The organism is Sphingopyxis sp. USTB-05, from assembly GCF_023822045.1.
In the GTDB taxonomy this organism is placed as follows: domain Bacteria; phylum Pseudomonadota; class Alphaproteobacteria; order Sphingomonadales; family Sphingomonadaceae; genus Sphingopyxis.
This window is the reverse complement of the sequence record NZ_CP084712.1, coordinates 3,243,095-3,257,737: the sequence shown is the minus strand read 5'-3', so window position 1 is coordinate 3,257,737 and position 14,643 is coordinate 3,243,095. Positions and strand designations below refer to the sequence as shown.

12 protein-coding genes are annotated in these 14,643 nt (G+C 64.7%); 8 read left to right on the top strand and 4 right to left on the bottom strand.

The features are described from left to right. The first annotated feature begins 1 nt into the window (after position 1). On the top strand, positions 2-634 hold the full coding sequence (locus tag KEC45_RS15145; RefSeq protein ID WP_062177176.1) for a DUF1345 domain-containing protein: 633 nt from the start codon (positions 2-4) through the stop codon (positions 632-634). Here KEC45_RS15145 and KEC45_RS15140 read toward each other — a convergent pair. The 3 genes from KEC45_RS15140 to KEC45_RS15130 form a co-directional block, all read right to left on the bottom strand. Next, a complete protein-coding gene (locus KEC45_RS15140; RefSeq protein ID WP_062177179.1) occupies positions 629-1,138 on the bottom strand; it encodes a molybdenum cofactor guanylyltransferase in 510 nt (169 codons plus the stop codon). The genes KEC45_RS15145 and KEC45_RS15140 overlap by 6 nt on opposite strands. After that, a complete protein-coding gene (gene fdhD, locus KEC45_RS15135) occupies positions 1,135-1,956 on the bottom strand; it encodes a formate dehydrogenase accessory sulfurtransferase FdhD (RefSeq protein ID WP_252171129.1) in 822 nt (273 codons plus the stop codon). Before fdhD ends, KEC45_RS15140 begins: the two co-directional genes overlap by 4 nt. Positions 1,957-3,305: 1,349 nt before the next feature. After that, entirely contained in the window at positions 3,306-4,220 is a 915-nt protein-coding gene (locus KEC45_RS15130) for a LysR family transcriptional regulator (protein WP_062183422.1), read from the bottom strand. Positions 4,221-4,308: 88 nt separating this feature from the next. On the opposite strand from KEC45_RS15130, the gene KEC45_RS15125 reads away from it, so the two are divergent. From KEC45_RS15125 to KEC45_RS15115, 3 genes are all read left to right on the top strand, one after another. Continuing rightward, positions 4,309-5,343 (top strand): aldo/keto reductase, encoded by a 1,035-nt coding sequence (locus KEC45_RS15125; RefSeq protein WP_062183426.1) that lies wholly within the window; start codon positions 4,309-4,311, stop codon positions 5,341-5,343. A 13-nt stretch (positions 5,344-5,356) separates the two neighbouring features. Beyond that, positions 5,357-6,520: an MFS transporter gene (locus tag KEC45_RS15120; protein ID WP_062177186.1), complete on the top strand. Its 1,164-nt coding sequence runs from the start codon at positions 5,357-5,359 to the stop codon at positions 6,518-6,520. A 73-nt stretch (positions 6,521-6,593) separates the two neighbouring features. Continuing rightward, positions 6,594-7,253, top strand: a complete 660-nt coding sequence (locus KEC45_RS15115) for an MOSC domain-containing protein (protein WP_062183429.1) — start codon at positions 6,594-6,596, stop codon at positions 7,251-7,253. A gap of 45 nt (positions 7,254-7,298) precedes the next feature. On the opposite strand, the gene glpD is transcribed toward KEC45_RS15115, so the two are convergent. Next, the gene (gene glpD, locus KEC45_RS15110) at positions 7,299-8,849 is read right to left on the bottom strand and encodes a glycerol-3-phosphate dehydrogenase (RefSeq protein ID WP_062177190.1); all 1,551 of its coding nucleotides are present in this window, start codon (positions 8,847-8,849) and stop codon (positions 7,299-7,301) included. A gap of 183 nt (positions 8,850-9,032) precedes the next feature. Between glpD and zwf the strand changes: the two genes are divergently transcribed. The 4 genes from zwf (at position 9,033) to KEC45_RS15090 (ending at position 14,639) form a co-directional block, all read left to right on the top strand. Then, on the top strand, positions 9,033-10,436 hold the full coding sequence (gene zwf, locus KEC45_RS15105; RefSeq protein WP_062183432.1) for a glucose-6-phosphate dehydrogenase: 1,404 nt from the start codon (positions 9,033-9,035) through the stop codon (positions 10,434-10,436). Beyond that, on the top strand, positions 10,429-12,270 hold the full coding sequence (gene edd, locus KEC45_RS15100; RefSeq protein ID WP_062177193.1) for a phosphogluconate dehydratase: 1,842 nt from the start codon (positions 10,429-10,431) through the stop codon (positions 12,268-12,270). Before zwf ends, edd begins: the two co-directional genes overlap by 8 nt. Positions 12,271-12,376: 106 nt before the next feature. Further along, positions 12,377-13,000: a bifunctional 4-hydroxy-2-oxoglutarate aldolase/2-dehydro-3-deoxy-phosphogluconate aldolase gene (eda, locus tag KEC45_RS15095; RefSeq protein WP_062177196.1), complete on the top strand. Its 624-nt coding sequence runs from the start codon at positions 12,377-12,379 to the stop codon at positions 12,998-13,000. Positions 13,001-13,088: 88 nt separating this feature from the next. After that, positions 13,089-14,639: an HAD-IB family hydrolase gene (locus KEC45_RS15090; protein ID WP_238586540.1), complete on the top strand. Its 1,551-nt coding sequence runs from the start codon at positions 13,089-13,091 to the stop codon at positions 14,637-14,639. The last annotated feature ends 4 nt before the right edge of the window (positions 14,640-14,643 follow it).

The following is a 14,643-nucleotide window of genomic DNA, read 5'->3' as shown; positions in this document are numbered from 1 at the left end:
GATGGCTGTCGGCAAGCATATCGCGCCCGTCCGTTTCCTGATCTTTCCCGTCGTGCTGGTCGCCGCGCTGGCCGCCGCCCTCGCCGCGCGGATCGATCCGCGCGCGGCCTTTCTGATCGGCTTCGACGCGGCCGCATTCATCTTCCTGTGCACGGTGATGCCGCTGTTCGGTGCCAGTGCCGATCAGATGCGCCGCCGCGCCGAGAATAATGACGCGAACCGCATCGGGCTCCTCGCGATCACCGTGCTCCTCTCGCTCGTTATCCTGTTCGCGGTCGGCACGCTGATCGCGAGCCCCGGCCATCTGGGCCGCACCGACGTCGTCCTCATCGTCGCGACGCTCGCGCTCGCGTGGCTGTTCGCGAATATGGTGTTCACGCTCCACTACGCGCATCTCTATTATCTGCAGAAGGACGGCCGCGACCAGCGCGGGATCGAGGTGCCGGGGGTGCACGAGCCCGGCTATTGGGACTTCCTCTATTTCGCCTTCACGCTCGGCATGACGTTCCAGACGTCGGACGTCACCATATCGGGCGCGCATATGCGCCGCGTCGTGCTCGGCCACTGCATGGCGGCGTTCATCTTCAACATGGGCATATTGGCGTTCACCGTGAACGCCATCGGCGGATCATGATCCCGTCAGGCGGTCGAGGTCGGCGCTGCGGTTGATATTCGGCGGCACGAAGTCGCTCGTCACGGCGCGCGCGCCGATCCGCCGGGCAAAGGCCTTGACCGCAAGATCGCTTCCATCCTCCAGCATGACGCGAAGGTCGCGCAGCGCCGCGACCGGCCAAAGCCCGATTACCGGCTGCGTGCCCAGAAATGCCGGCGCGGGCTCCAGCAACGCCCGCAAATCATCGGGCAGGCGCACACAATCGACCGGCGCCGTCAGCAACTGATCGAACCCCCGATCCGCCGCATGGATGAGCGCCCCTGCCATGCCGCCGAGCGGCCCCATGTCGGGGCGCGGCCAGTCGGCGACGTCGCCGCGACCGACGACGACCACCGCGTCGCAATGCGGGCGCAGCGTCGCCGTCGCATGATCGAGCAACGTGCGCCCATCCAGCATCGCGAGCGCCTTGTCCGACCCGAAGCGGCTCGAACGGCCACCCGCAAGCACCGCGCCGAGCGTCCTCATATGATCATCCCGCGCGGATCGCTGATCACCAGCGCCGAGTCCGTCCGCGCCAGCGCGACCAGCGTCAATCCCGCCGCTGCCGCGCGCTCCGCCGCCAGGCTCGTCGGCGCCGAGATGGTGACGAGCATCGGGCATCCCGCGCGCACCGTCTTTTCGACCAGCTCGTAACTGCAACGCGCCGACAGCAGGATAAAGCCTGTCCCCGGATCGATCCCCGCGCGCGCCATCGCCCCGACCAGCTTGTCGAGCGCATTGTGCCGCCCGACGTCCTCGCGCACGATCCGGATCGCGCCATCGGGCGTACAGAAAGCCGCGGCATGGACCGCGCCCGTCGCGCCCCCGAGCGGCTGGTGATCGCCAAGCGCCGACAGCGCCGCCGCGATGGCGCCCCGGTCGGTGGCGATCCGCGCGGTGACGGTGGGCAGGGGGCGCAACACCTCCTCGATATTCTCGATCCCGCAGAGACCGCAGCTACTCTCGCTCACCCGTTTGCGCGCGCGTTCGAGCGCGATCGCATTGCGTTCGGGCGGCAACCAGATGCGCAGCGCCCAGCCGCCCTCGATCGCGTGCGCATCGACGCGGCCGATCTGGGTCGCCGTCTCGATCAGACCCTCGCCCAGCGCAAAGCCGATCGCGTAATCTTCAAGGTCGGCTGGGGTCGCCATCATCACCGCATAGGCGATGCCGCCGACCTCGACCGACACCGGCGCCTCGACGGCAATGCTCCGCATCAGCGTTTCGTCGCCGGGTTCGGCAAGGCCCAGACGGCGGACGGGCAGGTCGATCTTTTCGCTGGTCATGATCGTACGATAGCTCATCGATATGGGCTTGTCTCAACCCGGCGATGCGGGGCGTGTCAGTTCGTCAGTAGGCGCTCGCTTCGGTGCAAGGGCCGCGCAATATTTCAAAGTTCAGGAAAGTTCAGCCCTATGAGCGCGCCGGTTTGCCGGTCGCGGAGTGCTGGATGTGCGCGGCACGTCCGATCATGGTCACCGGAAAGCCAGGCAGCGACCGTCTTTTTTCTCACCGAATGAAAGAGCCGGATGAAGGCTGGCACGGCCGGATAATGTAGGAAAGACCTATTTGAAGGTAATGTCTGTTTTGGGGTGGGGAAGCTGACTTCAGTGCTGAGAGCCAGTAAATGTCAAAACTAGCGCACCAACCACACCGGCGCCAATTGTTAGCCAATATGCCAAAGGCCGTCGAATGTCCTCATTGCGCCTTACTGTAGGCAATCTAGCGATGAGGAAAAAAGCGACAACGAACAGGACAAAGAGAACCCCATTGTCAAAACCTTGAAACAACCGCCACGCAAAATACCGATTTGCTACGGCAACCATAAATGCCGTCAACCATACGCCACAGATGAGTCGCTCATGGGCGGTGGGTGGACGAGGATCCCATTCAAACGCGCTCTGAGTCATAATCATAGATTACGGAGGACTCAGCGCGCACGCAATGTCCGCTTCTGGTCGAGAGCTGCCATCGTATCTAGATTAGCGGCCAGCGACGTAAAGGGAGTGGGAAGCGGACGGAAATGCATTAAAACTGGCGATATGAACATCTCGATCAAGATTTGCGTCAGCTTCCTAGTTTCTATGTGCGGGTTAGGAGTCATAAGTTGCTCTAATCCCGGTGAGAGGGATGAGGCCGACCAACTTAGCTGCCGCCAATATCTGTCGGAGGTCGGTTACAATGTCCTTGAAAGCGAAGAAGAGATCACCCGGGTGATGGACAATATTTCTGTTCCGAAGAACGAGCGTGCCTATTTCTGTCTTGGAAGCCTGGCCAAGCCCAGTGGAGGCTTTTGTTACTTGGCGATGCCTGCCGACGGAAGGCTGGACGGGGAATATACAGACTGTCCTTACGAACTGCTACGTTAGCGGCTCACCGTCGATTTCACTATGCCAAGCAGGCTGCACCCCAGCAGCATCTGCAACTTGTCCGCAATCGGTCGATTGCCGTCATTTCAGCCGGATCGGCTCCGAAGGGCTGAAACGGGGTGGAGGGCGGACATCCTGTTACACACTTCCGTCATCCCGGACTTGATCCGGGATCCCGCTTATTGAAGGCACTGGCACGCTTCACGAAATAGCGGGACCCCGGATCAAGTCCGGGGTGACGACGAAAGATAGGGCAGGTTCCGGTCGTTCCCTGACCACCAATCTCAACCTCCACGCCCCAGCCGTTCGACAAGGAAGTCCACGAACACCCGCACCCGCGCCGGCGTGTTCGCCCCGCCCGCGAAAACCGCGTGGATCGCCTCGATGTCGCCCGGATTATAATCCTCCAGTATCGGCACCAGCGCGCCGCTTTCGATCTGGTCGGCGATGCTGAACGCGCCGACGCGCGCGATGCCGACCCCCGCGGCGGCGAGCTGCCCCAACGTCTCGCCATTGTTCGCCTCGATATTGCCCCGCACCGACAGCGCGTACTCCCGCGTCCCGTCGCGGAACGGCCACACGGGCTCGGCGCGGCGGAAGTTGAAGTTCAGGCAATTATGATCGTGCAGATCTTCAGGGCTACGCGGCGTGCCGTGCGCCGCCAGATAGGTGGGGGAGGCAACGATGACGCGGCGGCTTTCGCCCAGCTTGCGCGCGGTCAGCGGGCTGTCGGCGAGCGGGCCGAAACGGATCGCGACGTCGGCCTGTCCCGCCGCGATATCGACCAGCCGGTCGGCAAGGCTGATGTCGACGAGGATGTGCGGATAGAGTCGCACGAACTCGCCGATCAGCGGCACGATCGTCTGTCGCCCGTGCGCCTGCGCCGCGCTCACGCGCAGCCGTCCGCGCGGGGCGCCCTGATCGGCGATCGCCTGTTCGGCATCGCCAAGGTCGGCGAGAATGCGCCGAGCGGCGCGCAGATAAGCTTCGCCCTCGGGGGTCAGCGTCAGCGCGCGCGTCGAGCGCAGCAACAGGCGCACGCCCAGCCGCGCCTCGATCCGGTCGATCGTGCGGCTGACCGCCGACGGCGTCAGCCCAAGGCAGCGCCCTGCGGCCGAAAAACTGCCCTCGGCGATCGTCGCGGCAAAGACTTCCATCGATCGTGCGCGGTCGCCGCTTCCATCCATCTTTGCGTTCATTTCAAAAATATTTCGCTTCATGCAACGCTACAACGGCCCAATGCGCGCGTCCATCTATGCGTTCGACACGCAATCGAAAGGGTGGATCATGGATTATCGCCAATTGGGATCATCGGGACTGCGCGTTCCGGCGTTGAGCTTCGGAACCGGCACCTTCGGCGGACAGGGACCGCTGTTCAGCGCCTGGGGCAGCAGCGATGCCGACGAAGCGCGGCGCCTCATCGACATCAGCCTCGACGCGGGAGTGACGCTGTTCGACACCGCCGACGTCTATTCGAACGGCGCGTCGGAAGAGATTTTGGGTGCTGCGATCAAGGGCCGCCGCGACGCGGTGCTGATCTCGACCAAGACCGGCTTGCCGATGGGCGATGGTCCGCAGGATTGGGGCGCCTCGCGCAGCCGGCTGATCGGCGCGGTCGACGCCTCGCTCCGTCGCCTCGGCACCGACCATATCGACCTGCTCCAGCTCCATGCGTTCGACGCCTCGACCCCGGTCGACGAGCTGATGGACACGCTTGCCACGCTCATCGCCGCGGGCAAGCTGCGCTATGCCGGCGTCTCCAACTATCCCGGCTGGCAGCTCATGAAGGCGCAGGCGGCCGCCGACCGGCTGGCCGCGCCGCGCTTCGTCGCGCATCAGGTCTATTATTCGCTGATCGGCCGCGCCTATGAAGCCGATCTGATGCCGCTCGCCGCCGATCAGGGTATTGGCGCGCTCGTCTGGAGTCCGCTCGGCTGGGGGCGCCTCACCGGCAAGATCGGCCGCGACCGGCCGGTTCCCGCGGGCAGCCGCCTCCACGAAACCGAACAGTTTGCGCCGCCGGTCGCCGAGGATCTGCTTTACCGCGTGATCGATGCGCTGGAGCTTGTCGCCGCCGAAACCGGCAAGACGGTGCCGCAGGTCGCGATCAACTGGTTGCTCCAGCGTCCGACCGTCTCGTCGGTGATCATTGGCGCGCGTAACGAGGAGCAGCTTCGGCAGAATCTGGGCGCGGTCGGCTGGACGCTGACGGCGGAGCAGGTGGCGGCGCTCGACGCCGCGAGCGACGTGCTGCCGCCCTATCCGCACACGCCCTACCGGCAACAGGCGGGCTTCGCGCGCCTCAACCCGCCGCTCGTCTGACAGGAAGCATCCCATGAAAATCAATTTCCCGCTGCTCGCGCTCGCGACGGGCGCTTTCGGTATCGGCATCACCGAATTTGCCCCGATGGGCTTGCTCCCCGATATGGCCGAGGGGCTTGGCGTCTCGATCCCCGCCGCCGGGCTGCTCGTCTCGGCCTATGCGCTCGGCGTCATGCTGGGCGCGCCGCTGATGACGCTCACCACCGCGCGGATGAACCGCCGGACCTTGCTGATCGGCCTGATGGCCATCTTCACGCTCGGCAATTTCCTGTCCGCGGTCGCGGGCGATTACACGACCTTGATGGTCGCACGCGTCATCACCTCGCTGAACCACGGCGCGTTTTTCGGCGTCGGCTCGGTCGTCGCGGCGAGCCTCGTCCCGCCCGAAAAACGCGCGAGCGCGGTCGCGGCCATGTTCATGGGGCTGACGCTCGCCAACGTCATCGGCGTGCCGCTTGCGCCCTGGGTCGGCGAAACCTTCGGCTGGCGCACCGCGTTCGGCATCATCGCGATCTGGGGCCTGTTCACGATGGTCGCGCTTCGCTTCGCGCTCCCCGACATTCCGCGTGCCGAGGACGGCAATATGCTCGCCGAGCTTGGCGTGCTGAAACGCCGCGCGGTGCTCGTCGCGCTCGCCCTCACCGCAATCGGTTCTGCCGCGATGTTCACCGTCTTCACCTATATCGCCCCGATTCTGACCGAAGCGACGGGGGCAGGGACCTTGTTCGTTACCGCGATGCTGGTGATTTACGGGCTCGGCCTGACCGCCGGCAACTGGCTCGGCGGCGTCTTCGCCGACCGCTCGATCGATCGGACGCTGATCGTCTCGCTCACCGGGCTTGCGGCGATGCTCCTGCTGTTCGCGATGACCATGTACTCGCCGATTGCCGCGGCGGTCACGATCTTCCTGTGGGGCGTCGCGACCTTCGCCATCGTCCCGCCGCTCCAGATGCGCGTGATGGAGGCGGCGTCCGACGCGCCGAACCTTGCCTCGGCGGTCAACATCGGCGCCTTCAACCTCGGCAATGCGATCGGCGCCGCGGTTGGTGGCGGGGTGATCGGCCTTGGCCTCGGTTTTCCGGCGGTGTCGATCGCGGGGGCGGGGATGGCGCTCGCCGGGCTCGCGATCGTACTCGCGACGCGGACGCAAAAAACGCCCGCGCTCGCCGAGGCCTAAGTCTGGCGTCCCAAGCCTCCTGCCAAAGTCTGCCAATTGCCATTTGCGCCGCTTGGCCTATGCAATCGCGGGCATGAAGACCCCGATTCTCGCTGTCCTGACGGGCAAGGCGCGCCCCTTTCGCGGCGACGAGCCGAGCGCGATAGGCAAGCTGCCGGTCGCCGACGCCGTCGCGGTCGACGCGATGGGGCTCGTCGGCGACGAACAGGCCGACCGCAGCGTCCATGGCGGCATCGACAAAGCGATCCATCATTATCCCGCCGATCATTATGACTGGTGGCGCGGTCAGCTCGGCGATGTGCCCCTGCTCGATACGGCGGGCGCGTTCGGGGAGAATATCTCGACCGCCGGACTCGACGAAAACAGCGTTTTTCTGGGGGATCGCTTCCGTCTCGGCAGCGCGCTTGTCGAGGTGACGCAGGCGCGCCAGCCGTGCTGGAAACTCGACCATCGTTTCGGGGCCAAGGGCGTGATGGCCGGCGTCGTGAAGACGCGGCGCTCGGGCTGGTATTACCGCGTGCTCGAACCTGGCACCGTGCGCGCGGGCGACGATCTTGAACTGGTCGAACGGCCTTGGCCCGAATGGCCGCTCGCGTCGCTCTTCGGGCTGCTGATCGGCGGCGAAGCGAAGGATCGCGTCGCCGATCTTCGCGCGCTTCGCGACGTGCCCGCGCTCGCCGAAACCTGGAAAGTGCGGCGCGCCAAGCTCGCCGAACAGTTCGGCGCGGATTAGGCGAGCTTGCCCGCGCGGCGGGCGATGCGCGCGCCAGGCCAGCTATCAGTCGTCTACGCGGCCGTCATAATATTCCGCGTCGGCGAGCCGCGCCTCGGTGACGAGGCGGGCGCTTTGTTCGGCGAGCGCGGCTATTTCATCCGGCGTGAAATGCAGCCCCAACTTGCTCCGCCGCCAAAGAATGTCGTCGGTCGTGCGCGCCCATTCGCGCGTCACCATCCAGCGGACTTCGGCAACGCTGAGTCCGTGGGCGATTTCACCGCCGAGCGCATCCCAGTCGGTCGCGTCGCCCAGCCAGCGGCGCGCATCGGTGCCATAGGCCTTGACGATGCGGTCGACGGTTGCGGCGGCCAGGAAGGGATAGGCGAGCCTATATTCAGTCTTTAGTGCCTCGGCACCGTCGGTCACGAAATCGCCGCCGGGCAGCGACGCTTTTCCTGTCCAGCGCCTGCCTGCCAGCGCGTCGATGTGCCCGGCAAGCTCGTCGACCGCGTCTTCGGCGACGTGGCGATAGCTGGTGATCTTGCCGCCATAGATGGTGAGCAGCGGCGCGCCTTCCGCCATGTCGAGGTCTATGCGGTATCCGCGCGTCGCCGCCTCCGGACGCCCCGATCCGTCCTCGATCAGCGGCCGGACGCCCGAATAGGTCCAGACGACATCGGCGGGAGTGATCGGCGCACGAAAATAGAGGCTGGCGCCTTCGCAAAGATAGGCGATTTCCTCGTCGCTTGCCTTCGCCTCGCTCGCCGGTCCTTCATGATCCTGATCGGTTGTCCCGATCAGCGTGAAGTCGCGTTCATAGGGAATCGCGAAGAAGATGCGCCCGTCGGGAAGCTGGAAGAAATAGGCATAGTCATGCTCGAAGACCTTGCGCACGACGATGTGCGAGCCGCGTACGAGCCGCATCTGGTGATCGGGTTCTGCGTCGGCGCGCTTCAGCAGGTCGAGCACCGCAGGCCCCGCCGCATTGACGACGCTGCGGCCAGCGAAACGATATTGGTGCCCCTGATCGTCGCGCGCATCGACGATCCACAACCCGTCCTCGCAGCGCAGCATTTCGGCCCGCGTGCGCGTGCGCACCCGCGCGCCATGATCGGCCGCGTCGCGCGCGTTGAGCGCGACAAGCCGCGCATCGTCGACCCAGCCGTCCGAATATTCGAAGCCTTTGACATATTGCGGCTGCAGCGGCCCACCTGCGGCATGGCGTCGCAAATCGATCGAACGCGTCGCCGGCAGCTTTTTGCGGCCGCCGATGTGGTCATAGAGGAAAAGGCCCAGGCGGAGCAGCCAGCGCGGGCGGAGCCCCGGCCGGTGCGGCAGCACGAAGCGCAGCGGACGGATGATGTGCGGCGCAATGCCCCACAATATTTCGCGTTCCTTCAGCGCCTCGCGCACAAGGCCGAATTCATAATGTTCGAGGTAGCGCAGCCCGCCGTGAATCAGCTTGGTCGATTTCGACGAGGTGCCCTCGGCAAGGTCATTTGCCTCGATCAACAGCACGCGCGCACCGCGTCCCGCGGCATCGCGCGCGACGCCCGCGCCATTGACACCGCCGCCGACGACGATGACATCATAAGGGGCAGGGCTGTCGAACATGGCGAATTCCTATGGCAGCGTTGTCCGATTTGCCAAGGGGCGACATCGTATGCGGCCTACGTATGCGCGTTGCATTCGCGGGGTGCATCCTCCAATTCTGAAATACTATCCAAGGGGACTGTAGTGAGCGTGAAAGTCGAAACCCTGATCCTGTTCGGCGCGACGGGCGACCTTGCGCAGCGCATGCTGTTCCCATCGCTCTATAATCTCCACGTCGACGGGCTGCTCGAAGACGCGCTGACGATTGTCGCCTCGGGGCGCTCGAAGATGGATCGGGCAGCATGCCACCAGATGGTCCGCGACGCGCTGACCGATCATCTCTCCGCCGATCGTCTCGACGACGGCCAGGTCGCGGGCTTCCTCGAACGCGTCGATTATTGTTCGGTCGATGCAGGCGCGGGCACGGGATATGACGAACTCGCGGCACAGCTCGGCGACCGGCTCGGTCGCCCGATCGGTGCCTATCTCTCGACCCCGCCCTCGATGTTCGGGCCGATTGCGCAGGGGCTGAAGGCCGCGGGCATCGCCTGCGCCGAATGCCGCATCGCGATGGAAAAGCCGATCGGGCAGGACCTTGTGTCCTCGCGCGACGTGAATGCGCAGGTCGGCGACGCTTTCGCCGAGGACCGCGTCTTTCGCATCGACCATTATCTGGGCAAGGAAACGGTCCAGAACCTGCTCGCGCTGCGCTTTGCCAATATGTTGTTCGAGCCGCTGTGGAATGCGCAGGCGATCGACCATGTCCAGATCACGGTTGCGGAAACCGTCGGGCTCGAAGGCCGCGTATCCTATTACGATGGCGTCGGCGCGCTCAAGGACATGGTGCAGAACCACATGCTGCAACTGCTCGCGATCATCGCGATGGAGCCGCCCGCGAGCGTCTCGTCGACCGCGGTACGCGACGAAAAGGTCAAGCTGCTCCGTTCGCTGCGCAAGATGACGGCCGAGGACGTGAAGTCGCACAGCGTCAAGGGCCAGTACACCAGCGGCGCAGTGAACGGCGGCGCGGTCGCGGGCTATGCCGACGAACTCGGCAACCCGTCGAACACCGAAACCTTCGTCGCGTTAAAGGCCTATATCGACAATTGGCGCTGGAAGGGCGTGCCCTTTTACCTGCGCACCGGCAAGCGCATGCCGCAGCGCAAATCGGAGGTGCTGATTCAGTTCAAGCCCGTGCCGCACAATATTTTCGCGCGCGTCGGCGCCGGCAAACTCGATGCGAACAGCATGATCATCAATTTGCAGCCCGAGGAAAATATCCGGGTCAAGGTGATGGCGAAACAGCCTGGCCTCGATCGCGACGGGGTGAAGCTCAAAGAAGTGACGATGGACGTCTCGCTCTCGCACAGCTTTGCGGGCGAACGTCGGCGTATCGCATATGAGCGTCTGCTGCTCGATTTCATCGAAGGCGACCAGACCCTGTTCGTGCGCCGCGACGAGGTCGAGGCGCAGTGGCAGTGGATCGATTCGATCCGCGACGCCTGGGCCGCGGTCGACATGGCGCCGCAGAATTACACGGCGGGAAGCTGGGGGCCGTCGAGTGCAATCGCGCTGATCGAGCGCGACGGAGCGAGTTGGCATGACTGATCTGAACCCCGTAATCGCCAAGGTTACCGACCGTATTATCCAGCGCAGCGCGCCGCGCCGCGCTGCCTATCTCGACCTGATGGAACGCCAGCGCGAGGCGGGGACCAATCGCGGCAATCTGTCGTGCGGCAATCTCGCGCATGGTTTTGCCGCGTCGGGCGATGACAAGGCGGTGATCCGGACCGGCGGCGCGATGAATATCGGCATCGTCACCAGCTACAATGACATGCTCTCGGCGCATCAGCCGTATGGCCGCTACCCCGAACAGATCAAACTCTTCGCGCGCGAAGTGGGCGCGACCGCACAGGTCGCGGGCGGCGTCCCTGCGATGTGCGACGGCGTGACGCAGGGGCAGGCGGGCATGGACCTGTCGCTGTTCAGCCGCGACAATATCGCGCAGGGCACGGTGATCGCGCTCAGCCATGCGATGTTCGAAAGCGCGCTGCTGCTCGGCATCTGCGACAAGATCGTTCCCGGCCTGCTGATTGGTGCGCTGCGCTTCGGCCACCTGCCGCAGATCCTCGTGCCGGCGGGGCCGATGCCCTCTGGCCTTGCGAACAAGGAAAAGCAGCGCGTCCGCCAGCTTTATGCCGAAGGCAAGGCGACGCGTGACGAGTTGCTCGAGGCCGAAGCGGCGTCCTATCACGGCGCGGGCACCTGCACCTTCTATGGCACGGCGAACAGCAACCAGATGATGATGGAACTGATGGGGCTCCACGTTCCCGGCAGCGCCTTCACCAACCCCGGCACCAAGCTGCGGCAGGAACTGACGCGCGCCGCGACGCACCGAATTGCCGAGATCGGCTGGGATGGCGACGATTATCGCCCGCTTGCGCGCTGCATCGACGAAAAGGCGATCGTCAACGCCGCGATCGGGCTTCTCGCCACCGGCGGCTCGACGAACCATGCGATCCACCTGCCCGCAATCGCGCGCGCGGCGGGGATTATCATCGACTGGCAGGATTTCGACGAGCTGAGCCACGCCGTGCCTTTGCTCGCGCGCGTCTATCCGAACGGCGCGGGCGATGTGAATAATTTCCACGCTGCCGGCGGCATCGGCTATATCGTGCGCGAGCTGCTCGGCGCCGGTTTGCTGCACGGCGATGTGCTGACCGTCGGCGGCACGATGGCCGATTATGCCTCCGAGCCTGTGCTCGTGGACGACGAACTCCGCTGGCAGGCCGCGCCGGAGACCAGCCGCGACGACACCATGCTGCGTCCGGTCGCGGCGCCCTTTTCGCCCGATGGGGGCATGCGCCTGCTCGCAGGCAATCTCGGCCGCGCGATCATCAAGACCAGCGCCGTGGCCCAGGATCGTTGGACGATCGAGGCGCCGTGCCGGATCTTCGACGACCAGAATCAGGTGCTCACCGCATTCAAGGCGGGTGAACTGGAACGCGACGTTGTGGTCGTCGTCCGCTTCCAGGGCCCGCGCGCCAACGGCATGCCCGAACTGCACAAGCTCACACCCGCGCTCGGTGTGCTGCAGGACAAGGGATACCGCGTCGCATTGCTCACCGACGGCCGCATGTCGGGCGCCAGCGGCAAAGTTCCTGCGGTGATTCACCTTTCACCCGAAGCTTTGCCCGGCCCCGATGGGGTGAGCGGTCCGCTCGCCTATCTTCAGGACGGGGACATCGTGCGCGTGTGCGCGGTGAACGGCGAAGCGGTCGCGCTCGTGGACGAGGCCGAGTGGGCATCGCGCACACCGGCCGCCGCGCCGCCGCCAGCGCTTGGCGTCGGGCGCGAATTGTTCGCGCTGTTCCGCCATCACGCCGACGAGGCGGAGAAGGGCGGTTCGGCGGTGCTCGCGGCGATGGAAATGGTGACCTAAGTCCTCAAACCCGTTTGTCCTGAGCTTGTCGAAGGACCGTATTTCCCTTCCAGCGGGTCAAGAAAAGAACAGCCCTTCGACAAGCTCAGGGCGAACGGAGATTGAAATGTCGGATTCAGGTATCGAGCAGATCATGCGCATCGCGCCGGTCATCCCGGTGATCGTCATCGACCGCGTCGAGGATGCGGTCCCGATGGCCGAGGCGCTCGTCGCGGGCGGCCTCAGGGTGCTCGAAGTGACGATGCGGACCCCCGCGGCGCTCGATGCGATCCGGGCGATGAAGGCGGTGCCCGGCGCGGTGGTCGGCGCGGGGACGGTGCTCAACCCCCGGATGCTCAAGGACGCCATTGACGCGGGCTCCGAATTCATCGTCTCCCCGGGCCTTACCGACAGCCTCGGCGAAGCGGCGGTGGCAAGCGGCATCCCGTTCCTGCCCGGCGTCGCCAATGCATCGAATATCATGGCGGGGCTCGACCTCGGACTCGACAGCTTCAAATTCTTCCCTGCCGCGACAAGCGGCGGCATTCCGGCATTGAAGGCGCTCACGGGGCCGTTCGGCGGGATCAATTTCTGCCCGACCGGCGGGATCAGCGCCGCGACCGCACCCGAATGGCTCGCGCTGGGGCCCGTGCTTTGCGTCGGTGGCAGCTGGGTCGTCCCGTCGGGGCCGCTCGACCCGGTGCGGGTCGAAGCTCTCGCGCGCGAGGCGTCGGCACTTTCGGGCCATTGATTAACCCCATTTTACCTGTCATCGTGCAGGGATAAGCGGCAACATAGCCGCTGGTGGGGAGATACGGGTGCCAAGGCCGCAGCCACATTTGGAAGAAGTTCTCAGCTCCGAACCCGGACCGCACATCGCCGCACTGTTCGATTTCGACGGCACGATCATCTCGGGCTATTCGGCGACCGCGATGCTGCGCGAGAAATTTCAGCGCCGCGAAATGTCGGTCGAGGAGATTGCCGAGACCGCACAGGTCGTCGCGCAGCACAGCCTCGGCCAGATCGGTTTCTCGGGGCTGATGACCGCCGCCGCCAAATTCATGAAGGGCGTCGATGAGGAGAGCTTTGTCGCGTTTGGCGAAGAGCTCTACAAAAAGCATATCGCGCGGAAAATTTACCCCGAGACGCGGGCGATTATCGAGGCGCATCAGGCAAAGGGGCATCGCGTCGCAATCATCTCGTCGGCGACGATCTACCAGATCGAACCGACCGCGCGCGACCTTGGCATCACCGACATAAAATGCTCGGCCTATGAGATCGAGGACGGTGTTTTCACTGGTGAGATCATCCGACCGCTGTGCTTTGGCGATGGGAAGGTGCTTGCCGCCGAGGAACTCGCCGCCGAATATGGCCTCGATCTCGATCAGAGCTTTTTCTACTCGGACAGCGACGACGATATCGAACTGCTCGAACGCGTCGGCAAGCCGCGGCCGCTTAATCCGAACATGAAGCTGAAGGGCATCGCCGATGAGCGCAACTGGCCCGTCCAGCGCTTTGCTAGCCGCGGCACGCCGTCGTGGATCGACTATACGCGCACCATTTACGCAACAGGCTCGCTCGTCGGCGCCTTCGCTGCTGGCCTGCCGATCTGGGCGCTGACCCGATCGCAGCGTGAGGCGGTCAATTTCTCGATGGGACTGTTCGGCGATTTCGCGACCGCGATCACCGGCGTCGAGCTGGAGGTCGAGGACGAACGCCATCTCTGGTCATCGCGCCCATGCGTCTTCATCTTCAACCATCAGAGCAAGGCGGACGTGATGATCCTCGCCAAGCTCATCCGCCGCGACATGGGCGGGGTGGGGAAGAAGGAGATCAAGGACATCCCCATCCTCGGCAAGCTGATGGAATGGGGCGGCACCGTCTTCGTCGACCGTGCCGACGGCAAGAGCGCGATCAAGGCGATGGAGCCCCTCGTCGACGCGATCCGCGAGGAAGGAAAGTCGATCTGCATCGCGCCCGAAGGGACGCGCAGCCTGACGCCGAAGCTTGAACCCTTCAAAAAGGGCGCGTTCCACCTTGCAATGCAGGCGGGCGTTCCGATCGTCCCGATCGTCATTCACAATGCGACCGACGTGGCGCCGAAGAATGAGTTCGTGATGCGTCCCGCAACGGTGCGCGTCACGGTGCTGCCGCCCGTCGACACGTCGAAATGGAGCCCGCGGACGATTAACAATCACGTCCGTGACGTCCGCAACATGTTCCTGCGTACCTTGGGGCAGCCTGAGGAGAGCGTGGCGGAATCGGTGGCGAAAGAGCCGGCGGCTGCTCCGCCTGAGGCCAAGACGAAGAAGGCAGCTGAAAAGAAGCCCGCAGCGAAGAGAAAGGCTCCGGCCAAGAAAGCCGCCGCGCGAAAGGAAAAGAAGGCCTAGCCAT